Source organism: Paenibacillus sp. PL91, assembly GCF_012935325.2.
In the GTDB taxonomy this organism is placed as follows: domain Bacteria; phylum Bacillota; class Bacilli; order Paenibacillales; family Paenibacillaceae; genus Pristimantibacillus.
The window spans coordinates 47,338-67,817 of the sequence record NZ_JABBYG020000027.1 but is presented as its reverse complement, the minus strand read 5'-3'; the positions used below and the strand labels follow the sequence as shown (position 1 = coordinate 67,817).

At 46.7% G+C, this 20,480-nt stretch carries 33 protein-coding genes and 1 rRNA gene; 2 read left to right on the top strand and 32 right to left on the bottom strand.

Annotated features, from left to right (window positions below; translation table 11 throughout):
• The 3 genes from HI950_RS35510 to HI950_RS32475 all read right to left on the bottom strand — a co-directional run.
• Window positions 1–60: ribosomal RNA gene (locus HI950_RS35510) — 16S ribosomal RNA — on the bottom strand; the annotation flags it as partial.
• Between the two features lie 207 nt (window positions 61–267).
• A complete protein-coding gene (locus HI950_RS32480) occupies window positions 268–489 on the bottom strand; it encodes a hypothetical protein (protein WP_053373934.1) in 222 nt (73 codons plus the stop codon).
• Between the two features lie 126 nt (window positions 490–615).
• On the bottom strand, window positions 616–1,242 hold the full coding sequence (locus tag HI950_RS32475; RefSeq protein WP_169090764.1) for a stage II sporulation protein M: 627 nt from the start codon (window positions 1,240–1,242) through the stop codon (window positions 616–618).
• Between the two features lie 206 nt (window positions 1,243–1,448).
• On the opposite strand from HI950_RS32475, the gene pdaB reads away from it, so the two are divergent.
• Entirely contained in the window at window positions 1,449–2,258 is an 810-nt protein-coding gene (gene pdaB / locus HI950_RS32470; RefSeq protein ID WP_169090762.1) for a polysaccharide deacetylase family sporulation protein PdaB, read from the top strand.
• A gap of 1 nt (window position 2,259) precedes the next feature.
• On the opposite strand, the gene HI950_RS32465 is transcribed toward pdaB, so the two are convergent.
• The gene (locus tag HI950_RS32465; protein ID WP_317618491.1) at window positions 2,260–2,883 is read right to left on the bottom strand and encodes a KinB-signaling pathway activation protein; all 624 of its coding nucleotides are present in this window, start codon (window positions 2,881–2,883) and stop codon (window positions 2,260–2,262) included.
• 282 nt (window positions 2,884–3,165) lie between these two features.
• On the opposite strand from HI950_RS32465, the gene gerD reads away from it, so the two are divergent.
• The gene (gene gerD / locus HI950_RS32460; RefSeq protein WP_169090759.1) at window positions 3,166–3,867 is read left to right on the top strand and encodes a spore germination lipoprotein GerD; all 702 of its coding nucleotides are present in this window, start codon (window positions 3,166–3,168) and stop codon (window positions 3,865–3,867) included.
• A 78-nt stretch (window positions 3,868–3,945) separates the two neighbouring features.
• Here gerD and HI950_RS32455 read toward each other — a convergent pair whose 3' ends face one another.
• The 28 genes from HI950_RS32455 to rplN form a co-directional block, all read right to left on the bottom strand.
• Entirely contained in the window at window positions 3,946–5,064 is a 1,119-nt protein-coding gene (locus tag HI950_RS32455) for an Mrp/NBP35 family ATP-binding protein (protein WP_169090757.1), read from the bottom strand.
• Window positions 5,065–5,105: 41 nt separating this feature from the next.
• Window positions 5,106–5,243 (bottom strand): hypothetical protein, encoded by a 138-nt coding sequence (locus HI950_RS32450; protein ID WP_169090755.1) that lies wholly within the window; start codon window positions 5,241–5,243, stop codon window positions 5,106–5,108.
• Complete coding sequence (cwlD, locus tag HI950_RS32445; RefSeq protein WP_169090753.1) at window positions 5,240–6,028, bottom strand: N-acetylmuramoyl-L-alanine amidase CwlD; 789 nt, start codon at window positions 6,026–6,028, stop codon at window positions 5,240–5,242. Before cwlD ends, HI950_RS32450 begins: the two co-directional genes overlap by 4 nt.
• A gap of 131 nt (window positions 6,029–6,159) precedes the next feature.
• A complete protein-coding gene (gene sat, locus HI950_RS32440; protein ID WP_169090751.1) occupies window positions 6,160–7,326 on the bottom strand; it encodes a sulfate adenylyltransferase in 1,167 nt (388 codons plus the stop codon).
• 25 nt (window positions 7,327–7,351) lie between these two features.
• Window positions 7,352–8,047: a phosphoadenylyl-sulfate reductase gene (locus HI950_RS32435; RefSeq protein WP_169090749.1), complete on the bottom strand. Its 696-nt coding sequence runs from the start codon at window positions 8,045–8,047 to the stop codon at window positions 7,352–7,354.
• Between the two features lie 178 nt (window positions 8,048–8,225).
• Window positions 8,226–8,618, bottom strand: a complete 393-nt coding sequence (gene rpsI, locus HI950_RS32430) for a 30S ribosomal protein S9 (protein WP_053373926.1) — start codon at window positions 8,616–8,618, stop codon at window positions 8,226–8,228.
• A gap of 20 nt (window positions 8,619–8,638) precedes the next feature.
• Entirely contained in the window at window positions 8,639–9,076 is a 438-nt protein-coding gene (gene rplM / locus HI950_RS32425) for a 50S ribosomal protein L13 (protein WP_169090747.1), read from the bottom strand.
• A 182-nt stretch (window positions 9,077–9,258) separates the two neighbouring features.
• Complete coding sequence (truA, locus tag HI950_RS32420; RefSeq protein ID WP_169090745.1) at window positions 9,259–10,011, bottom strand: tRNA pseudouridine(38-40) synthase TruA; 753 nt, start codon at window positions 10,009–10,011, stop codon at window positions 9,259–9,261.
• A gap of 479 nt (window positions 10,012–10,490) precedes the next feature.
• Window positions 10,491–10,856: a 50S ribosomal protein L17 gene (gene rplQ / locus HI950_RS32415; protein WP_169090744.1), complete on the bottom strand. Its 366-nt coding sequence runs from the start codon at window positions 10,854–10,856 to the stop codon at window positions 10,491–10,493.
• A 45-nt stretch (window positions 10,857–10,901) separates the two neighbouring features.
• On the bottom strand, window positions 10,902–11,846 hold the full coding sequence (locus HI950_RS32410; protein ID WP_053373922.1) for a DNA-directed RNA polymerase subunit alpha: 945 nt from the start codon (window positions 11,844–11,846) through the stop codon (window positions 10,902–10,904).
• A gap of 127 nt (window positions 11,847–11,973) precedes the next feature.
• Window positions 11,974–12,369, bottom strand: coding sequence for a 30S ribosomal protein S11 (gene rpsK / locus HI950_RS32405; RefSeq protein ID WP_053373921.1), 396 nt, complete (start codon window positions 12,367–12,369; stop codon window positions 11,974–11,976).
• A 19-nt stretch (window positions 12,370–12,388) separates the two neighbouring features.
• Window positions 12,389–12,757, bottom strand: coding sequence for a 30S ribosomal protein S13 (gene rpsM / locus HI950_RS32400; protein WP_054025308.1), 369 nt, complete (start codon window positions 12,755–12,757; stop codon window positions 12,389–12,391).
• 19 nt (window positions 12,758–12,776) lie between these two features.
• Window positions 12,777–12,890: a 50S ribosomal protein L36 gene (rpmJ, locus tag HI950_RS32395; RefSeq protein ID WP_003333770.1), complete on the bottom strand. Its 114-nt coding sequence runs from the start codon at window positions 12,888–12,890 to the stop codon at window positions 12,777–12,779.
• A 44-nt stretch (window positions 12,891–12,934) separates the two neighbouring features.
• A complete protein-coding gene (gene infA / locus HI950_RS32390) occupies window positions 12,935–13,150 on the bottom strand; it encodes a translation initiation factor IF-1 (RefSeq protein ID WP_053373919.1) in 216 nt (71 codons plus the stop codon).
• Between the two features lie 3 nt (window positions 13,151–13,153).
• Window positions 13,154–13,435 (bottom strand): KOW domain-containing RNA-binding protein, encoded by a 282-nt coding sequence (locus tag HI950_RS32385; protein WP_169090770.1) that lies wholly within the window; start codon window positions 13,433–13,435, stop codon window positions 13,154–13,156.
• Window positions 13,436–13,444: 9 nt separating this feature from the next.
• A complete protein-coding gene (gene map / locus HI950_RS32380) occupies window positions 13,445–14,203 on the bottom strand; it encodes a type I methionyl aminopeptidase (RefSeq protein WP_169090742.1) in 759 nt (252 codons plus the stop codon).
• A complete protein-coding gene (locus HI950_RS32375; protein WP_169090740.1) occupies window positions 14,203–14,853 on the bottom strand; it encodes an adenylate kinase in 651 nt (216 codons plus the stop codon). The genes map and HI950_RS32375 overlap by 1 nt, the downstream gene beginning before the upstream one ends.
• A gap of 91 nt (window positions 14,854–14,944) precedes the next feature.
• On the bottom strand, window positions 14,945–16,246 hold the full coding sequence (gene secY, locus HI950_RS32370) for a preprotein translocase subunit SecY (RefSeq protein ID WP_169090738.1): 1,302 nt from the start codon (window positions 16,244–16,246) through the stop codon (window positions 14,945–14,947).
• Window positions 16,247–16,687 (bottom strand): 50S ribosomal protein L15, encoded by a 441-nt coding sequence (gene rplO, locus HI950_RS32365; RefSeq protein ID WP_053373914.1) that lies wholly within the window; start codon window positions 16,685–16,687, stop codon window positions 16,247–16,249.
• A 46-nt stretch (window positions 16,688–16,733) separates the two neighbouring features.
• Window positions 16,734–16,913 (bottom strand): 50S ribosomal protein L30, encoded by a 180-nt coding sequence (rpmD, locus tag HI950_RS32360; RefSeq protein WP_056635953.1) that lies wholly within the window; start codon window positions 16,911–16,913, stop codon window positions 16,734–16,736.
• Window positions 16,914–16,926: 13 nt separating this feature from the next.
• Window positions 16,927–17,424, bottom strand: a complete 498-nt coding sequence (gene rpsE, locus HI950_RS32355) for a 30S ribosomal protein S5 (RefSeq protein ID WP_053373912.1) — start codon at window positions 17,422–17,424, stop codon at window positions 16,927–16,929.
• 30 nt (window positions 17,425–17,454) lie between these two features.
• Window positions 17,455–17,823: a 50S ribosomal protein L18 gene (rplR, locus tag HI950_RS32350; RefSeq protein WP_053373911.1), complete on the bottom strand. Its 369-nt coding sequence runs from the start codon at window positions 17,821–17,823 to the stop codon at window positions 17,455–17,457.
• A 60-nt stretch (window positions 17,824–17,883) separates the two neighbouring features.
• Window positions 17,884–18,426 (bottom strand): 50S ribosomal protein L6, encoded by a 543-nt coding sequence (gene rplF / locus HI950_RS32345; RefSeq protein WP_169090734.1) that lies wholly within the window; start codon window positions 18,424–18,426, stop codon window positions 17,884–17,886.
• 31 nt (window positions 18,427–18,457) lie between these two features.
• Window positions 18,458–18,856 carry a 30S ribosomal protein S8 gene (gene rpsH / locus HI950_RS32340; RefSeq protein ID WP_053373909.1) on the bottom strand — a complete coding sequence of 133 codons (399 nt, stop codon included), beginning with the start codon at window positions 18,854–18,856 and terminating at the stop codon, window positions 18,458–18,460.
• 30 nt (window positions 18,857–18,886) lie between these two features.
• The gene (locus tag HI950_RS32335; protein WP_037291562.1) at window positions 18,887–19,072 is read right to left on the bottom strand and encodes a type Z 30S ribosomal protein S14; all 186 of its coding nucleotides are present in this window, start codon (window positions 19,070–19,072) and stop codon (window positions 18,887–18,889) included.
• Window positions 19,073–19,098: 26 nt separating this feature from the next.
• Window positions 19,099–19,641 carry a 50S ribosomal protein L5 gene (rplE, locus tag HI950_RS32330; RefSeq protein WP_053373908.1) on the bottom strand — a complete coding sequence of 181 codons (543 nt, stop codon included), beginning with the start codon at window positions 19,639–19,641 and terminating at the stop codon, window positions 19,099–19,101.
• Window positions 19,642–19,672: 31 nt separating this feature from the next.
• The gene (gene rplX, locus HI950_RS32325; protein ID WP_081417369.1) at window positions 19,673–20,026 is read right to left on the bottom strand and encodes a 50S ribosomal protein L24; all 354 of its coding nucleotides are present in this window, start codon (window positions 20,024–20,026) and stop codon (window positions 19,673–19,675) included.
• Between the two features lie 46 nt (window positions 20,027–20,072).
• Window positions 20,073–20,441 (bottom strand): 50S ribosomal protein L14, encoded by a 369-nt coding sequence (gene rplN / locus HI950_RS32320; RefSeq protein ID WP_053373907.1) that lies wholly within the window; start codon window positions 20,439–20,441, stop codon window positions 20,073–20,075.
• Window positions 20,442–20,480 lie beyond the last annotated feature (39 nt).

The window sequence follows — 20,480 nt, the reverse complement described above, 5'->3', positions numbered from 1 at the left end:
TTGCATGTATTAGGCACGCCGCCAGCGTTCGTCCTGAGCCAGGATCAAACTCTCCAAATTGGTGTTTGACTTGCTCATTACTTTTTTATCGCTTTTTTCGCGTATCCCGAAGGATTTGCGAGGCAGTTATTACTCGTTGTTCAGTTTTCAAAGAACAATCTTCTCTTTCGTTGTTTCCGCTTGTGTCTCGCGGCGACAAGAAATAATATATCACAGGGGCCCAATTAAATGCAACCCCTTTTTGAAAGTTTTTTTAAAAACCTAATTTTATCGATAAGAACGTGCGTTCAACGCATAACGCGACAGTTCTTTAGGGGAGGCAATACGTGCATACATTCGGAAGATGATCTTGTATCTTCTCGTGATTGCTTGCTTAATGTCTCCATCTAATCGGGAATCATTTAGGTCAAGCAGCATTTCATCCAGTTCCTTGCGAAGGACATAGTCGAGTTCTTTGCATTCTTTATCGTTGAAAAGTATTCCGAGCATAGCCGTGAGTGACCTCCTTTAGTTGTAAAGCGCAACTAGACCGTCCAAAACGAACAAAAAAGCAACATCTCACGCCAATGCGTTTCGACACTGCTTTACTGTTATGCTCAAATATTGGAAAAATTATTACATCGTTAACAACCATGTTGTAAATGTACTTTCAATAACAGCCGCAATAAGCAGCGTTATCGTTAGAATAACCATGACCGGAACGGTTCGGACTACGAAGCTTTCAAGCTCGCGACCTAGACTGGCTTGCTTCGACCGAGCGAATATAATGGAGCCTCCTGCTTTTAGTACGAGCACTCCAAACCTCATTCCGTAAGCGCAAGCGATAATGATCGCCGGGATTTCCAATATGCCATGCGGCAGCAGCCCTTTTAGGACGAGATCCGCTACATATCCTCCCCCATGGAGATCCGCGCTCATTTTCAGCAAATAACCAATAACCATGCCATTCACAACTAGGAAAAAGAAGGGCAGTATACCGAACAATGCCCCTAAGTACATAACCAAAATTGATTTTATCGCATTATTCAAAAAGATAAAAATGATCATCGTCAAGGTTGGATTGCTTGAATTATCGATCATCTCGGAAAGCTGTCCGAGTCCCTTTAGCTGTTCATCCAGAAAGGCTTTAAATGTCGGGTTAGTGCCCCCAACGACCATTCCGGCCAAAAATAATATCGTGCCAAATGCAATGTAGGGATTCATTTGCTTGAAATGCTCCCAAATCAACCGCCATTTAAACATTTTATTTCCCTCCATACGATGTAAGTTGGCAACATGGATGAATATCTTTGTTGTACGAGCATAGATTGTACTACTAGCGTAAATGACTGCAGCCTTCCATGGAGGCAAAAGCTCGTTTCGCGATAAAAGATAAGCGAAGTATAAAGGTCGGATTTATACTTTCTTATCTTTGTACAAGCTTCCATTAGAGAGGAGTGCCCTTCCCCATGAATGTCTTTTATGTTTTGAACGGCCGCAAGTTGAAAAGGTATTTTTTGATCACGATCGCCCTTGTCTTCTCGGTTGGCATCATTTATGCCGAACGTGACAACATCACCGTATTCGCCCCGCAGCAGCCGGCTGCCATTTACAGCGTGCCCACCGACAAAAAGGTCGTCGCCCTTACCTTCGATATCAGCTGGGGCGAAAAACGAGCAGAGCCGATTCTTAATGTGCTAAAGGAAAAGAACATCAAGCAGGCTACCTTCTTCTTATCATCGCCTTGGAGCCAATCTCATCCGGAGATCGTCAAAAAAATTCAGGAAGCCGGTTATGAAATAGGCAGCCATGGACACAAGCATGACAACTACAGCAAGCTGAGCGACGAAGAAATCAGGAAGCAAATTACGACAGCCCACACCATTTTGTCCGACGTTACCGGAAAACAACCGAATTTAATCCGACTGCCTAACGGCGATTTTGACAAACGTGTTCTCCGTATTGCTGAAGAGCTTCAATATAAGGTCATCCAATGGGATACCGATTCACTCGATTGGATGAATATCGGCACAGATAAAATTATTAACCGTGTCGTGACCCGCGCTCACCCTGGCGATATTATTTTGTTTCACGCAAGCGATTCCGTTAAGCAAACCCATGAGGCTTTGCCAATCGTCATTGATCAGCTCCGTGACAAGGGCTACGAGTTCGTAACGGTATCCGACCTAATCACACAAACAGAAATCGACGGCAAAGCTGTGCAGGATAAGACATCGTCTACATTCCCGCAGCTCGATGCCGCCGAATTCGAATACTAAGCTATACGACCGGCTTTGCAGCTATTGCTGCTGAGTCGGTCGTTTCTTTTTTGACCAGTCGATGCATCATCATGATTTGGTATGCATTGCAAACGAATAACGGGACCATCATAAATACGATGGCGGAGACGTTTGTTTCCCCTTGAAGCGCAGGCCATGCCTCTATAAACGTTACTACAAACATTAGAAACATCGTTGGGACAAAGGCTGTTTTGTTCGTTTGCTTAACCTTGAACCATGACACAACTCCGGAGAGAACTAGCAAAATAAGCGGCAGCGTCCAGAAAAACCAGTTATTCATACGCTGCTCGTACAATAAATAGCCAAGTCCGGCTGCTGCAAATATCGTCGTATAGCCTTGAAGCGTATTCCATAAATATTTTTTGCCGAACACGCTAAGGGCAATATAGTTCAAGGTTAAATAAGCGAAAAAGCCCATCTGGCTGAAGGCTCCGATCATTAAACCGACTAAGGCCATCATCAAGGCGTTAAATCCGACGGCTTTAAAGCCTAAAAAGCCAAACTCTGGATCAACCCAAGCCATGATCGCCCCGGTTATCACGCACGCGAGCGCACCGACAACCATGCCGCTCCAAAATAAAAAGAACCACTTTTTTAAATTCACGTTCATTATCCTCCTGAATGTTTATGATGGCTCGCTCTTCAACCATTCTATGCTTCATTTTTTCGGTACAAAATGAGTGGCAATGAAGTCGTTTCCCTTTAGCGGCCATAATTGCTTCCGCATTACCCTTTATTTTACCACGTTCACAACAAAAAGCTAACGACTCTCCATGATAATACGGTGAACAATGCGCATAATAAGACCATGATCCATCACTTTTAGAACGATTTGTTTATCCGAATGGGATACAGCTTTACTGACATAGAAGGGAGCATGCTAAGGATGCGTAAGAGGTGGGTTTTATTGTCGGTTATATCCGCAATGATGTTAATGCTTGCAGGCTGTGGTGCCGAGCCGTCGGGAGGAAATGAACAGGTCAGCTACAAGGATTTGAAGTCCATGGTTATCGACATTCTGAAGACGGAGGACGCGCAAAAGGCTTTGCAGGAGTCGTCACAGCAAATGTCCGGCTACAGCGGGCAAACATCAAAGCTGCTTTCCGTTCAGGATCAGGAAGAGGTCCGTTTGGCGGTTAAGGATGTCCTTATCTCTCCTCAATACGATAAGGTCATCAAGAAGCTAATGGTCGATACTCGCTTTGCAGGTGAATTTGCAAAATCCGTTAACAAGCAAAATAAAGCGATCCATAAGGAATTGATCAAGGATCCTTCTTACCAAGCCGATTTGATCAAGGTGCTCAAAAATCCGGAAATGGATAAAATGATTCTCGAGGTGCTGCAAAGCACGCAATATCGCAAGGAAGTCATGTCCCTTATGCAGGAGTCGATGCAAAATCCGCTATTCCGGCTTGAAGTGCTCGATCTGATGAAAAAAGCGGTTCAGGAAGAGCTTAAACCGAACCCTAATGAGAAGGTAGATAAGAAGAAAGAAGAATCCGGCGGAGAAGGGGAATCTGGCGGAGAAGAATCCGGCGGAGATTCGGGTTCTGAAGAAGAAGGCGGAGGCGGAGACTCTGGCATGTAGTCGCATTTCGTAAAAATAGCCCGAACTGGTTGTCCGCAAAAGACAATCGTTCGGGCTTTATTATTGTGGATGGCTACTTTATTCGCACTTGCTCAACACGCGATCCGCCAGCTCCAAGTACAATCTGCCTGTGTCGCTGTCCTCTTTGTATACAGACGGAGCAAAATCAGGCTCAGATATATGGTTATCCGGAGCGCCCAATGGAATTTGCGCCATCAGATCGGCATGAAGCGTCTCCGCTAGCCTAGCGCCGCCTCCGCGTCCAAATACATATTCCTTCTCACCTGTTGCAGTAGATATGTAATAGGACATATTTTCGACGACTCCAATGATCTCATGCTCGGTTTTCAGTGCCATAGCGCCGGCTCTTGCCGCTACGAAGGCTGCGGTGGCATGCGGCGTTGTTACAATAATCTCTTTGCTTTGCGGGATGATCTGATGCACGTCAAGCGCAACGTCTCCTGTGCCTGGAGGCAGGTCAAGCAGCAAGTAGTCCAGCTCGCCCCATTCGATCTCTTGGAAAAAGTTGCGCAGCATTTTGCCGAGCATCGGCCCGCGCCATACGATCGGACTGTTGTCTTCCACGAAGAAGCCCATCGACATGACTTTGACGCCAAACTTCTCGATCGGGATTACCCTCTCGTTCACCACTTCCGGACGCTCTTCGATTCCCATCATATCGGGAACGCTGAAGCCGTAGATGTCGGCATCGATAATGCCGACACGCTTGCCCCTGCGGGCTAAGGCGACCGCAAGATTGACGGTCACCGTCGATTTGCCGACGCCGCCTTTGCCGCTGGCGACGGCGATGAACTTCACGCCGCTGCTAGGGTCCAGCAGCGGGTTGGCAAGGCCGGCCCCGTGGCCCTGTACGGGCGCTGGGCCGCCAGCTTTGCCGGCACCGGCGCTAGCCGCGGCCGCTGCTTTAGCTGCCGCAGGCGGCGGCGTAGACGCGCCTGCGCCCGCGGCAGGCGCTGCCTCGGCCCGAAACCGGAAGTGCACGGTTTCGGCGCCCAGGCGCGCCAGCGCCTCGCGGAGCGAGGCTTCCAGCGCGGGCTGCGCAGCCGCGCTAACCCCAAGGACCGTCATCGAAACTTGACGGTCCCGAACCATTACGTCGCGGATGGTGATCTCGTCCGCCTTCTGCTCTGCCGTCACCAATTCGACGGCCTCTATAACTTGCTCACGTGTCAACATATGTGTCCCACCTTTATATAATCAAACCTAGTTAATAGTCATTATAACACAGGATACGAATCAACCAAGCCATCCGCGACGACCTGATTATTTTCAGAGCCATCATTTGCTACCTCATTCTGCATGATGTAGCGGCTTAGCATGATCGATGCTGCTGCATCTTTCAAATATGCAATCAATCTGTCGTTATTTCATCCTGCAGCACGCTGCCGCTCAGCTTCTCGCCGGATGCATAGCGAAGCACGCCTTCATAAATCGACGCTGCCACTTGTCTTTGATACTCGGTATCTGCAAGGCGCTGTGATTCGCCTGGATTGGACAGGAAGCCAACCTCAACGAGTGCCGTCGGTATATCCTCAAGCGCTTTGAGCACATACACATCCTTTACGGTAGCCGCAACCCGAGTCGTATTTTCCAAGTTGCGCTTGATTTCATCCTGTATGAATGTAGCTAGAATCCGGTTGTCTGGATGGTTTGTAGGATGAAAAAACGTTTGCGCTCCAGACCACTTGGCCGATGGGATGCTATTCATATGTATGCTAATTACGGCAGCCGGCTTGCTGTCCTTAATAACCGCCACGCGCTTCTTCAAATCCTCCGTCTTGCGCTTGCTATACGCTCTTGCATCACCCGTTGCAAGATCGTAGTCCCCTTCCCTCGTCATCACGACGATGGCGCCCGCTTGCTGCAAATAATCACGCAAATAGAGCGCGATTGCCAAGTTCAAATCCTTCTCGATTACACCTTGCTTGCTAATGGCGCCTCCATCCACTCCCCCATGGCCAGCATCAATAGCAATAGTCTTCCCTGATAACGGCAGCGTCCAATAAGACCATGTTTTGGTCGCCGGCATCGATTGCGTCAGTATGATGCCCGTTAATGCAACGATCAGCAGTCCTATTCCGATCCGCATTGCACCTTTATACGTCAACCAAATGACAACATGCCGACTGATTCGGCGCATAAAAAAACCACCCCGTTCTCCATCTAATGAATAAGCGGCATCATTCAGCTTCACATTAAGCCTAATGCACACTTTCATTTATATGGGACGAGATGGTCGTTTATGAGACAAACCTTATGCAAGTCAAATTATTAGACGACAGGCTGCTCGGACATACCTTCGATCAAAATTTGAGCAACCTCTGGACGGGAGAATTCAGGCGGCGGGCATACGCCATCGCGAAGCAATGCGCGAACCTTTGTACCTGAAAGCGTCAAATGATGCTCCTTGTCATGCGGGCAAGTTTTTGATGTAGCCATGTTGCCGCATTTTTTGCAGAAGAAGCTGTGCTCGAAGTAGAGCGGCGTAATGCCGAGATCTTCGACTGGAATTGTTTTGAGCAGATCCTGTGCTTCGTAAGTGCCATAGTAGTCGCCTACGCCAGCGTGGTCGCGTCCAACGATAAAATGCGAGCAGCCATAGTTTTTGCGTACAAGCGCATGGAAGATCGCTTCGCGAGGACCAGCATAACGCATTGCAGCTGGGAATACGCCAAGGAAAACACGATCCTGTGGATAGTAGTTTTCAAGCAAGGCTAAGTAGCTCTTCATCCGCACATTAGCAGGAACGTCGTCGGACTTCGTTTCGCCAACAAGCGGATTAAGAAACAAAGCATCAACGATTTCCATTGCCGTCTTCTGAATGTACTCATGAGCACGGTGAACAGGGTTGCGCGTTTGGAAGCCAACGACTGTTTTCCAGCCCTTCTCAGCAAATAGACGACGAGTTTCCGATGGGTCAAAATAAAACTCATTGAATTTCTCAGGCTGTGGACGGTTCAAAACCGTAATTTCTCCGCCTACATTCGTATTGGAACGCTCAAACAGCTTTTGAACGCCTGGGTGCTCCAGATCATCCGTTTTGAACACGTTGACTGCTTCAACCTTGTGATCTACCGTGTAAATGCTGTCGATGTTGATGATTGCATAAATCACGCCATCTTCGCCAGTTAAAGCTGCGCGTTCGCCAACAGCCAATTCAGCAGCCTTCGCTGCTTCTACAGCAAGCGTAATCGGAATGCTCCATACCGTTCCGTTCGCAAGACGCATATCCTTCACAACCGATTGGTAGTCCGCTTCGTTCATAAAACCAGTCAATGGAGAGAATGCGCCTACGCTGATCAAGTCAAGGTCGGAAATCGTCCATGTGTTGATCGTAATGGCTTTTAATGTTTTGGCTTCAGCCAGCAGTGCTTCACGTTGTTCGCCTGTAGCGACACGGTTAACCAATACGCCGCCGTGCGGTAGAATTTGACTCATTGTTGTAATTGCCTCCTAAGGTTGCTTATTTATGCAATCCGCATTCTGTTTTTTCTTGGCCAGCCCAACGTCCCGCACGCGGATCTTCACCCGGCATTACTTTACGCGTACATTGCTCGCAGCCAATGCTCGGATAGTTTTGATCATGCAATGGGTTGTAAATAACGTCATTTTCGCGGATGTAGTTCCATACATCTTCATTCGTCCAATGAGCGATAGGGTTGAATTTCACGAGTCCGAATTTTGTATCATACTCGATCTTTTTGGAATTTGCGCGTGTTGGCGCTTGATCGCGGCGAATACCGGTAATCCAAGCATCATATTTAGAAAGAATATTAGTCAAAGGTTTTACTTTACGAATGTTGCAGCAAGCGTTGGCATCGGATTTCCAAAGCTCTTCGCCAAATTGTGCCGCTTGTTCCTCAGGTGTAATCTCCGGCTTTACTTCTACGAAAGGAATTCCTGGGTAGCGCTGAGCCATACGGTCGCGCGTCTCATAGGTTTCCTTGAAGTGATAATCGGTATCCAAGTAGAAAATATCCGTTTTCGGGCTGATTTTTTGCAGCATGTCAACAAGAACGACATCCTCAGCTCCGAAGCTGCATGCGAAAGTAATATTAGGGAAAGTTTCAACTGCAAACGCAATAATTTCTTCCGGTGTCGCGTTTTCGAGCTCAACTTCCTTTTGCTTAATTAGCGCTTCTTTTTCAAAAAGGTTCATTTGTATGCCCTCCGTTATTAAATCCTAGTAAATTAGTCTGTATAAAAATTATACGTCCTACGCGTGCAATGTTCAATAATAAGTTTTCACCAAAATGAAATAAAGTTTTTGAGCGTATAATTTTAGACACAAAAAAATGCCCCTCTGACAAGCAGAGAAGGCATTTGATGTATAGATATTAACGTTTCGAGAATTGTGGAGCGCGACGAGCCGCTTTAAGACCGTATTTTTTACGTTCTTTCATACGCGGATCACGTGTCAGGAAGCCTGCACGTTTTAGAGCTGGGCGGAATTCAGGGTCAGCTTTAAGCAAAGCACGGGAAACACCGTGACGGATAGCGCCTGCTTGACCTGACATGCCACCACCGTTAGCGATTACAAGCACATCGTATTTCGACAATGTGTCAGTAAGGTTAAGCGGTTGTTTTACGATCAATTTCAATGTTTCTAAACCAAAATATTCATTGATGTCGCGTTTGTTAATAATGATTCGTCCTTCACCCGGCACAAGACGTACACGTGCAACAGAGTGTTTACGACGACCGGTTCCATAGTATTGCACTTGAGCCATGAAACTTGTCCTCCTCTTTATTACCCGCGAAGTTCGTAAACTTCAGGGTTTTGTGCTTGATGTGGATGTTCCGCACCTGCGTATACTTTAAGTTTAAGCTTCATTTTGTCGCCAAGACGGTTCTTAGGCAACATGCCGTGTACAGCCAGCTCAATAACGCGCTCTGGCTTGTTTTTGATCATCTCTTGTGCCGGAGTAGCTTTCAAGCCACCGGAGTACATGGAGTGACGGTAGTAAATTTTATCCGACATTTTTTTGCCTGTCAGATGGATTTTTTCAGCATTGATAACGACAACGAAATCGCCTGTATCAACATGTGGTGTAAATGTCGTTTTATGTTTGCCGCGGATCAGGGCAGCAACTTCACTCGCCAAGCGGCCTAGCGTTTTGCCTTCCGCATCGACGACGAACCATTTACGATCAACTTCAGTTGATTTAGCCATATAAGTGGTACGCATGGATGATCCTCCTTAATTTCATACATTAATCGTTTTTATAACAACGTAAACGTTGGTTTGTTTATTCATTGTTGATAGCCAAGTTTGTGACGATCTCAGTCGGGGCTGTGGGTTAGCCACTTCGAAAGCACAAGTTATATTCTACTATAAAGTATGTTTAAGTGCAAGTAATTTATAGTGGTTTATCCCTGTTTTTCGCTGGAATATTCAACATCCATCAGCATCAATCCATGCGGCATTGCCGTTGGACCTGCAAGCGATCGATTTCGACCCTCCAGGATGCGTTTTATCTCAGATGAAGCTATTTTCCCTTCGCCAACCCATAGTAAAGTCCCCATAATGACTCGAACCATATTGTACAAAAAACCGTTGCCCGTCACGTACATATGAACGATGGGGCCTTCTTGTACGAAGTCTGCTTCGTAGATCGTCCGAATATGATGAGGCTTGGTAGAATGAATCGATGTAAACGAGGTGAAATCATGCTTCCCGACAAGGCAGCCGAGCCCCTCGCGCATCGCCTCTACATCAAGCGGCGTCGGATGATGAAAGCGATACTGGCGACCAAACACATCTGGAAATTTTCCGGTATCAATCGTGTAACGATACGTTTTGCGCTTGGCGGATCTTCTCGCGTGAAAATGCTCCGGCACATCGAATGCTTCAATTATGACGATGTCCTTCGGCAACCGCGTATTAAGCGCGATCGCCCATCTCTCTGTCGGAATCGTAGATTCCGTATAGAAGTTGAACATCTGCCCCTGTGCATGCACTCCCGCATCCGTGCGTCCCGAGCCAATGATAATGGTCGTCTCGCCCGTAAGCTTCTTGATAGCCTTCTCTATTTCACCTTGAACCGTTCTGCCGTATGGCTGCGTCTGAAAACCGTTAAAGCCCGACCCGTCATAGCTAACCTTTACGCAAATATTCCTCAACCTGTTCCCCCCTTAACTAAAGGGATTCCTAAGTCCCTAAATCCTCTTTATAAAAGGACCTCGAGGAGCTTCGCCCTCTGGACACCCAAGAGATGTCGCACGAGCACATCTATCGCTCCCTGGTTGCTTTCCTTGCCTTACAGAAGTATTTCCTACTCCACCGCTTAAATGACACTCAGCGCTCGTTAAAAGCATGAATTCACCCAAACGGCTTTTCGTACATCGCTGTAAAAGCAGGAATAGCTTAATCAACATGATTAACCATTCAGATAGGCAAATAAAAAAAGGTGGCCGCAAGGGTCCACCCTTTTCACTAAAATATAAGAAGTATAGGGCGAGCCCAAATACTTGGCTTATATTTCATCGCGTTAGCATGCTTATACCGCCAAAGGCAGGCATAAGCCGTTTACGCTCGCGTATAAAGCTTGGACAAGGTTTAACGCTGTGGACAAGCTTATACTTTTCCGTGTTGTACAGTACTACGCGCGGTCAACCAATTCCAGGTAAACCATAGGCGCAGCATCGCCGCGACGGGGTCCTAGTTTTAGAATACGTGTGTATCCACCTGCACGCTCCGAGTAACGGCTAGCTAGTTCGGAGAACAGCTTTTGAATAGCGTCTTGTTGTCCATCAATGGACTCGCGACGTACATAAGCTGCTACTTGACGACGAGCATGAAGATCACCTTGCTTAGCTTTAGTGATCAGCTTCTCAGCGATAGAACGAACTTCTTTCGCTTTAGCTTCAGTCGTTTGAATACGCTCATAAAGGAACAAGTCAGTAACGAGGTCACGGAACAAAGCTTTCCGTGCACTAGCGTCACGTCCTAATTTTTGATATGCCATCTTGTTTTCCCCTCCCTTGCTCTTTTGTCTATTCTTGTTGGTTTACTACTCTTCCATGCGCAGGCCAAGACCTAGCTCTTCAAGCTTCTCTTGAACTTCCTCAAGGGATTTACGTCCGAGGTTACGAACCTTCATCATGTCCTCTTCGGATTTCGTGATCAGCTCTTGAACGGTGTTAATACCAGCGCGCTTCAAGCAGTTGTAAGAACGGACGGAAAGATCAAGTTCCTCGATCGTCATCTCTAGAACTTTCTCTTTCTTATCTTCTTCCTTCTCAACCATAATTTCCGCGTCTTTGGCTTCATCGGTTAATCCAACGAACAAGTCCAAATGCTCGGTCAAAATTTTAGCGCCGAGGCTTACAGCCTCTTCCGGTCTAATACTACCGTCAGTCCATACTTCAAGCGTGAGCTTGTCGTAGTTAGTAACTTGACCAACACGTGTATTTTCTACGCTATAATTCACGCGAGTAATTGGCGTGTATATCGAATCAACGGGTATTACCCCAATCGGTTGTTCGTCCTTCTTGTTGCGGTCCGCTTGCACGTAACCGCGTCCCCGATTAGCAAAAACCCGCATATGGAGCCGCGCGCCGGAGGCCAAGGTTGCGATGTGAAGATCAGGGCTTAAAATCTCGACATCGCTGTCTGCTCGAATGTCGCCCGCTGTAATATTCCCTTCGCCATCCGCGTCGATTTCCAACACCTTTTCTTCATCGGAGTGGATTTTCAACGAGAGGCCCTTCAGGTTCAGAATGATCTCGGTAACATCCTCAATCACTCCGGGAACCGTAGAGAACTCGTGAAGCACTCCATCGATTTGAACCGAGGTTACTGCTGCACCTGGCAACGACGACAATAAAATTCGACGAAGCGAATTTCCTAGCGTCGTGCCATATCCGCGTTCAAGCGGCTCGACGACGAAACGTCCGTAAGTTCCCTCATCATTCAGTTCTACGGTTTCGATTTTCGGCTTTTCGATCTCAATCACTAATAGTACCCTCCTTCAAACGTCGCTCCGTTACCTTACCGTTATTTTAAGTCAAATCTTGTAGTATGCCAAACCTTCACAACCATTATTCACAAGTTGTTGATATTTGATACCACATCGGATCCAACTATACGCGACGACGTTTCGGCGGACGGCATCCGTTGTGAGGAACTGGTGTTACGTCTTTAATGAGGTTAACTTCCAATCCGGCAGCTTGAAGCGAACGAATTGCAGCTTCACGGCCAGCGCCTGGTCCCTTTACCATCACTTCAACGGTTCTCATGCCATGCTCCATCGCTGCTTTCGCAGCTGTTTCAGCAGCCATTTGAGCTGCGAAAGGTGTGCTCTTACGTGAGCCTTTGAAGCCCATGTTACCAGAGCTTGCCCATGAAATTGCATTACCGTGCGGATCCGTGATCGTAACGATCGTATTGTTGAAAGTCGAGCGAATGTGCGCAACGCCAGTCTCAATATTTTTCCGGTCGCGACGTTTCGTACGAACGACTTTTTTTGGTTTAGCCATTGTCCATTATCCTCCCTTCTTATTTCTTCTTGTTAGCTACAGTCCGACGAGGACCTTTGCGAGTACGTGCATTCGTTTTCGTGCGTTGACCGCGAACAGGCAAGCCGCGACGGTGACGAAGACCACGGTAGCATCCGATTTCAGTCAGACGCTTAATGTTAAGCGAAATTTCACGACGCAAGTCGCCTTCTACTTTAACAGATTTGTCAATTGCTTCGCGAAGGCGAGCAAGTTCGTCTTCTGTCAAGTCACGAACACGAGTGTCGTAGCTAACTTCAGCTGTATTCAAAAGTTTTTGCGACGTTGTTTTGCCGATACCGAAAATGTATGTCAGGGCGATTTCGACGCGTTTATCACGCGGCAAGTCTACACCAGCTATACGTGCCATAGGCTATATTCCCCTCCTTCTATCCTTGTTTTTGTTTGTGTTTCGGATTTTCACAAATCACCATAACGTTGCCTTTGCGACGAATGACTTTGCATTTTTCGCAGATCGGCTTTACCGAAGGTCTAACCTTCATTGTGATTACCTCCCGAATCTTTCGTGAGCAAGCCGCTAATGGGCTTACTTACGATAGGTGATGCGCCCTTTTGATAAGTCATAAGGCGATAACTGTATAACCACCTTGTCTCCTGTCAGGATGCGGATAAAGTGCATTCTGAGCTTACCGGAAACATGTGCGAGAATTTGATGACCGTTCTCCAGCTCCACCTTGAACGTGGCATTCGGCAACGGCTCTATGACCGTACCTTCGACCTCAATGATGTCTTCCTTAGCCAACCGTCATTCTCCTTTCGCATGTGCAAACTTCTGTATTGCGTAACGTAACTTAGCGTTGGTCACCCTGCCGGTTTCTAGCAAACTGCTTGAAACCTCTGGACTAATTGCAGGCTGTAACTCGAGATGCAGAACGTTCTTTTTCTTCGGTCCATCGAATCGGCGCTTATGCCCATCCGCAATCATGACGAATCGATCGTCGACGATCGCTAAAATAATCGCATAGCTTTCCTCATCTTTACCGCGAAGTACTTTGACGAACTGACCAATCTGGGGACGAGCTTCCATAATCATAGACTATGGCTGCTGCGGCAAAATGGTCAATATTTCAAAGCCGTCCTCTGTAACAGCTACTGTATGCTCAAAATGAGCGCACCATGAGCTGTCTTCCGTTACAACCGTCCAATTGTCTTCGAGCGTCCGGACATATCGTTCACCGATATTAACCATTGGTTCGATTGCAAGCACCATTCCGGTCTTCAGACGAGGTCCGCGATCTGGTATGCCGTAGTTCGGTATTTGTGGTTCCTCATGGAGGTCCGCGCCGATTCCGTGCCCTACGTATTCCCTTACTACGGAGAATCCTGCATCTTCAATAACCTTCTGAATAGCATGCGAAATTGTATATAGTCTAATATCTGGTTTGACTAGCGCAAGTCCCGCATAAAGCGATGCTTCCGTCACATCAAGCAGCTTTTGTACTTCAGGCGTTACGGCTCCTACCGCATAGGTCCAAGCCGAATCGCCGTGATAGCCTTCAAACTGCGCACCGATATCGATACTGATTATATCGCCTTCGTTCAACTTGCGAGACCCAGGGAAGCCGTGCACCAGCTCGTCATTCACAGAAGCGCAAATGCTGGAAGGGAAACCATTGTAACCTTTAAAGGAAGGGATCGCATTTTGACTCTTAATGTACGTTTCAGCGATTTGGTCAAGCTCACGAGTTGTGATGCCTGGTTTCACAGCTTCCGACATCAATCGATGCGTTTCCGCAACAATGCGTCCAGCTTCCCTCATAAATTGCAGCTCCGATTCGGATTTGCATATTATCATTACAATGAACCTCTCAAGATGGAAGCAATGTCAGATGTTACAACATCGATATCCTTCTCGCCGTCGACTTCGCGTAGGAGACCCTTAGCATTGTAGTAATCGAGTAGAGGCGCGGTTTTGGATGTATATTCGTCCAAACGAGTTCCGACCTTTTCCTCTGTATCATCAGAACGCTGATACAATTCGCCGCCGTCCTTGTCGCAGATACCTTCGACCTTAGGCGGGTTAAAGATTACATGATAAGTCGTACCTGTCGTTCTAGATATGCGTCTGCCCGTCAAACGAGCAAGCAGCAAACTGCGATCAACTTTTAAATTTACAACATGGTCAATTTTGCGGCCGAGCTCCGCAAGCATAGCATCTAGTGCTTCAGCTTGCTGCAGTGTGCGAGGAAACCCGTCAAGCAAAAATCCATTTTTGCAATCGTCTGCTTCAAGTCTTTCCTTCACAATACCGTTCGTGATCTCATCGGGAACGAGCAGTCCTTGATCGACATACTCCTTCGCTTTGAGTCCAAGTGCGGTTCCTTGTTTCATAGCGAGGCGGAAAGCATCGCCAGTGGAAATATGAGGAATGCCGAACTCTTCAACGATCCGTTCCGCTTGTGTACCTTTGCCGGCTCCCGGAGGGCCCATGAATAAAATGTTCATCGCTGAGTTCCTCGCTTTAAGCACAATAGGCTCGGGCGGGCTGCCGCACAACGCTAGTTGACGAACGCGGAAGCCCGGTCAGAACCTATTGTTATTTATTGATAAACCCTTTGTAATGGCGTTTGATCAACTGGCTCTCAATTTGTTTCATCGTATCCAGTGCAACACCGATAACGATAAGCAACGAGGTGCCGCCTAGCTGCACTGAGCGCGGTAATCCAGCGAGTGCTCCGAAAAACACTGGCAGAACAGAGATGATAGCAAGGAAGATCGCACCCGTCAATGTAATACGCGACATAACGCGTGTTAGGTATGACGAGGTCGGTTTGCCTGGACGAATGCCAGGGATGTATCCACCGTTTTTCTTCATCTGATCAGCCATTTGCACTGGATTAATTTGCACGAATGTGTAGAAGAAGGTAAAACCGATAATTAACAATACATACAATACCATACCAAGAGGTCTGTCATAGTTCATATTGTCAATAATCCATTTTGCCCAGACCTGAGTAGACCAGAACTGCGCAATCGTAATCGGGAACATGATAAGTGAAACCGCGAAAATGACCGGTATAACGCCTGCGCCGTTCACTTTCATCGGAATGTGTGTCGATTGTCCGCCGTACATTTTCCGTCCAACGACGCGTTTAGCGTATTGAACTGGAATTTTACGAATACCTTGTTGTACGAATATAACACCGACGATGATCGCGATAATCGCAATCAGAATCAGTACCATTTTGATGATGTTCAAGAACAGTTGATCTTGGGCACCTACGAACTGATCTTGTACGATCGTACGAATGTGTCCAGGAATACCAGCTGCAATTGCTGCAAAGATAAGAATGGAAATACCATTTCCGATTCCCTTTTCCGTAATTTGCTCACCGAGCCACATCAAGAATGCAGTACCTGCCGTCAGGATGATCGCGATGAGTAAGTAGTCAACGAATGTTGCACCAACAATCATCTCATAACCGTATTGACGGTTAAATCCGATTGCTGTTGCGAAACCTTGGATCAAACCAAGAACAATCGTTCCATAACGAGTGATTTGCGCGAGTTTACGTTTACCGTTCTCGCCTTCCTTTGCCCACTCCGCAAATTTAGGAATAACGTCCATCGATAACAGCTGTACGATAATCGACGCTGTAATGTAAGGCGTAATTCCGATTGCGAAGATAGAGAATTGGAACAAAGCACCGCCGGAAAACGTGTTAAGCAAGCCGAACAGATCCGCACCGGCTGCATCAACCTGCTTAAACACATCTTTGTTTACATCGGGTACCGGGATAAAAGAACCGATACGGTATACTAAAAGGATGAAAAGGGTGAAGAGGATCCTTGTACGAAGATCCGCCACTTTCCAGATATTGGACACGGTCTTGAACAATTAGATCACCTCGGTTTTACCGCCGGCAGCCTGGATTTTCTCTACCGCAGATTGAGAGAACTTGTTTGCTTTCACAGTAAGTGTAACGCTAACTTCACCATTACCCAAAATTTTAATTCCTGCGAGCGGGTTCTTTACGATCCCAGTCTCGATAAGAACTTCTGGAGTGACTTCAGTACCTGCTGCAAACGCATTTAGCTCTTCAATGTTGACAATTGCGTACTCTTTGCGGAACGGGTTGTTAAATCCACGTTTCGGCACTCGACGATACAAAGGGTTTTGTCCGCCCTCGAAACCAGGACGAACGCCGCCGCCGGAACGAGCGTTTTGACCTTTGTGACCTTTACCGGCCGTTTTACCGTTACCGGAACCGATACCGCGACCTTTGCGCTTAGGCGCTTGGGTTGAGCCCGGTGCTGGTGCTAGCTCATGCAATTTCATCGTTCGTGCACCTCCTTATTTATTTCTTGTAACAAAAAATCTATTCTTATACTTCTTCTACTTTTACCAAGTGACTAACAGTGTTAACCATGCCACGGATAGCTGGGCTATCGTTCAAAACAACTGCCTGACGAATCTTTTTAAGACCGAAAGATTCAACCGTTGCACGTTGTTTCTCGTTGCGACCGATTAAACTGCGAACGAGGGTGATTTGCAATTTTGCCATCTTATTTCCCTCCTTAGCGTAACAGCTCTTCGACTGTTTTTCCACGAAGCTTTGCAACATCTTCCACGCGTTTAAGACGGGAAAGACCTTCAAGCGTTGCGTTAACCATATTCATGGAGTTCGAAGAACCTAGCGATTTCGTCAAGATGTCGCCGACACCAGCAAGTTCAAGTACTGCACGAACTGGGCCGCCAGCGATAACGCCAGTACCTTCGGAAGCTGGCTTCAGAAGAACTTCACCTGCGCCGAAATGTCCGAGTACAAGGTGAGGAATAGTCGTTCCTACGATTGGTACGTGGATCAGGTTTTTCTTAGCATCTTCGATACCTTTGCGGATTGCATCAGGTACTTCGCCTGCTTTACCGATCCCTGCGCCAACGTAGCCTTTACCGTCGCCGACTACTACAAGTGCACTAAAGCTGAAACGGCGTCCGCCTTTTACAACTTTAGATACGCGATTGATATTAACAACTTTTTCAGTCAGTTCTAACGTATTTGGATCTACACGCAAGTCGTTTAACCTCCTTATAAATAAAGTCGATTAGAATTCAAGGCCAGCTTCGCGAGCTGCTGTAGCAAGCGCCTGAATTCTGCCGTGATACAAGTAACCGCCGCGATCAAATACTACTTGGGATACACCCTTAGCTTGAGCGCGTTTCGCAATCAATTCTCCGACCTTTGTTGCTGCATCGATGTTACCACCGTTGCCAACTGCTTCAACCAGCTCTTTATCCTGCGTGGATGCGGAAGCGATTGTTACACCTGCAACATCGTCGATTAATTGTGCATACATATGCTTGGAGGAACGGAATACAGATAGACGCGGACGTGCAGCTGTACCGTTAATTTTTTTACGAACACGAAGGTGTCTTTTCAGACGAGCCTTGTTTTTGTCGCCTTTCGTAATCATTCAAGGTTCACTCCTTTCCTTATGCCTTAAGACGCTATCTTAAGCAAACGATCCGTTTGCTTATTTTTTCTTACCAGCTTTACCTTCTTTACGGATGATGCGCTCGCCTTCGTACTTGATACCTTTACCTTTATACGGTTCTGGTTCACGTACGGAACGAATTTTTGCTGCAGTTGCACCAACGAGCTCTTTATCGATACCGCGAACAGTAATCTTTGTGTTAGCAGGTACGTCAAACTCGATGCCGTTATCTGGAGCAATTTCGACTGGGTGAGAGTAACCAACGTTAAGAACGATTTTATCACCAGTTTTGTTAGCACGGTAACCTACGCCAACTAGCTCCAAGTTTTTGGAGAAGCCTTCTGTAACGCCGCTCACCATGTTAGCGATGATGCTGCGAGTAGTTCCGTGCAACGAACGATGCAATTTATTATCGGAAGGACGTTCTACAAGAATTTCCGTTTCCGTTACATTCACTTTCATTTCTTTGTGAATTTCACGAGAAAGCGATCCTTTAGGTCCTTTTACAGTAATAACTGTGTTGTCCAAGCTAATTGTAACGCCGTTAGGCACTTGGATTGGTTTGCGACCAATACGGGACATTGTTACACCTCCTATCTTTATGACTTGTTACTTACCAAACGTAGCAAACTACTTCGCCGCCGGATTTAACCTGACGAGCTTCTTTATCAGTCATAATCCCTTTGGAAGTGGAAATAATTGCAATTCCAAGTCCACCGAGTACACGAGGGATTTCAGTTGATTGTGTATAAACGCGAAGGCCTGGTTTCGAAATACGTTTCAAGCCAGTAATAACGCGCTCTTGGTTAGGGCCGTATTTCAAGAAAATACGGATAATCCCTTGTTTATTGTCTTCGATATATTCAGCGTCGCGGATAAAACCCTCGCGCTTCAAAATCTCAGCGATTTGCTTCTTCATTTTCGAAGCGGGCATTTCCACGGTCTCGTGACGAACGACATTCGCGTTACGAATACGCGTCAACATATCTGCAACCGGATCAGACATAACCATTGTGTTAACCTCCTTCCCAAACTAGGCTGATTACCAGCTTGCTTTTTTAACGCCAGGAATCTGGCCCTTATGTGCTAACTCACGGAAACAAATCCGGCAAATTTTAAACTTTTGCAAAACAGAATGCGGACGGCCGCAACGCTCACAGCGCGTATACGCGCGCACTTTAAATTTCGGTGTGCGTTGTTGCTTCACTTTCATCGAAGTTTTTGCCACTGGGTATTACACCTCCTAAAAGTGGATTACTTCGTGAACGGCATGCCCATTTGGGTCAGCAATTCACGAGATTCTTCGTCCGTTTTTGCCGTCGTGACGATGACGATGTCCATACCGCGCACTTTATCGACTTTATCGTACTCGATCTCTGGGAATATCAATTGCTCTTTCAAGCCAAGCGTATAGTTACCGCGACCGTCAAAAGCTTTGTTCGATACACCGCGGAAGTCACGTACACGCGGTAGAGAGATGTTGAACAGTTTATCTAGGAAATGGTACATACGCTCGCCGCGCAATGTAACTTTAACCCCGATTGGCATGTTCTCACGAAGTTTGAAGCCTGCAATAGACTTCTTCGCACGAGTAACGACTGGTTTTTGACCAGAAATGATACGTAGTTCTTCAACAGCTACATCAAGGATTTTCGAATTGGAAACCGCTTCGCCTACCCCCATGTTGATAACTACCTTCTCAATTTTTGGCACTTGCATAACAGACGTATAGTTGAACTTCTGCATAAGAGCAGGAGTTATTTCGTTTAAGAAACGACCTTTCAATCTTGCTGCCATTGATCATGGACCTCCTTTCCTACCGTAACGATTAGTCGATTACTTCTCCGGAACGTTTAGCGATCCGAACTTTCTTGCCGTTGTCTAGCACTTTGTATCCGATACGTGTTACTTTACCGCTCTTCGGATCGATGTGCATAACGTTTGAAACGTGAATTGGCGCTTCTTGTTCGATAATACCGCCCTGTGGATTAGCTTGCGATGGACGAGTATGTTTCTTAACAGTGTTAACACCTTCTACGAGAACGCGATTTTCACGCGGATACGCAGCGATAACGCGGCCCTTCTTACCTTTGTCTTTACCGGTAATGACGATAACCGTGTCGTCTTTTTTCACGTGCAATTTGTTATTATGGGATTCGAGAATTTTTTTCAGCCTTGGCATGAGTTACACCTCCTGCACGCTTGTGCTTTCAAGCTTATATAGGTTCTTAGATTACTTCTGGTGCTAGCGATACGATTTTCATGAAATCTTTATCGCGAAGTTCACGGGCAACAGGTCCAAAGATACGAGTACCGCGTGGGCTTTTATCTTCTTTTACAATTACAGCAGCATTCTCATCAAATGCGATGTACGAACCGTCTTTACGACGAACCGAACGCTTTGTACGAACGATAACCGCTTTAACAACGTCACCCTTTTTGACAACGCCGCCTGGTGTTGCTTGTTTTACTGAGCAAACGATCAAATCGCCGATGTGACCAACGCGACGTCCCGTTCCACCAAGTACACGGATACACATCAATTCTTTTGCGCCGGAGTTGTCAGCAACCGCTAAGCGCGAAAATGGTTGAATCATTTCAACGTCCTCCTTTCGGAAAAATGCTCAGGCACTGCA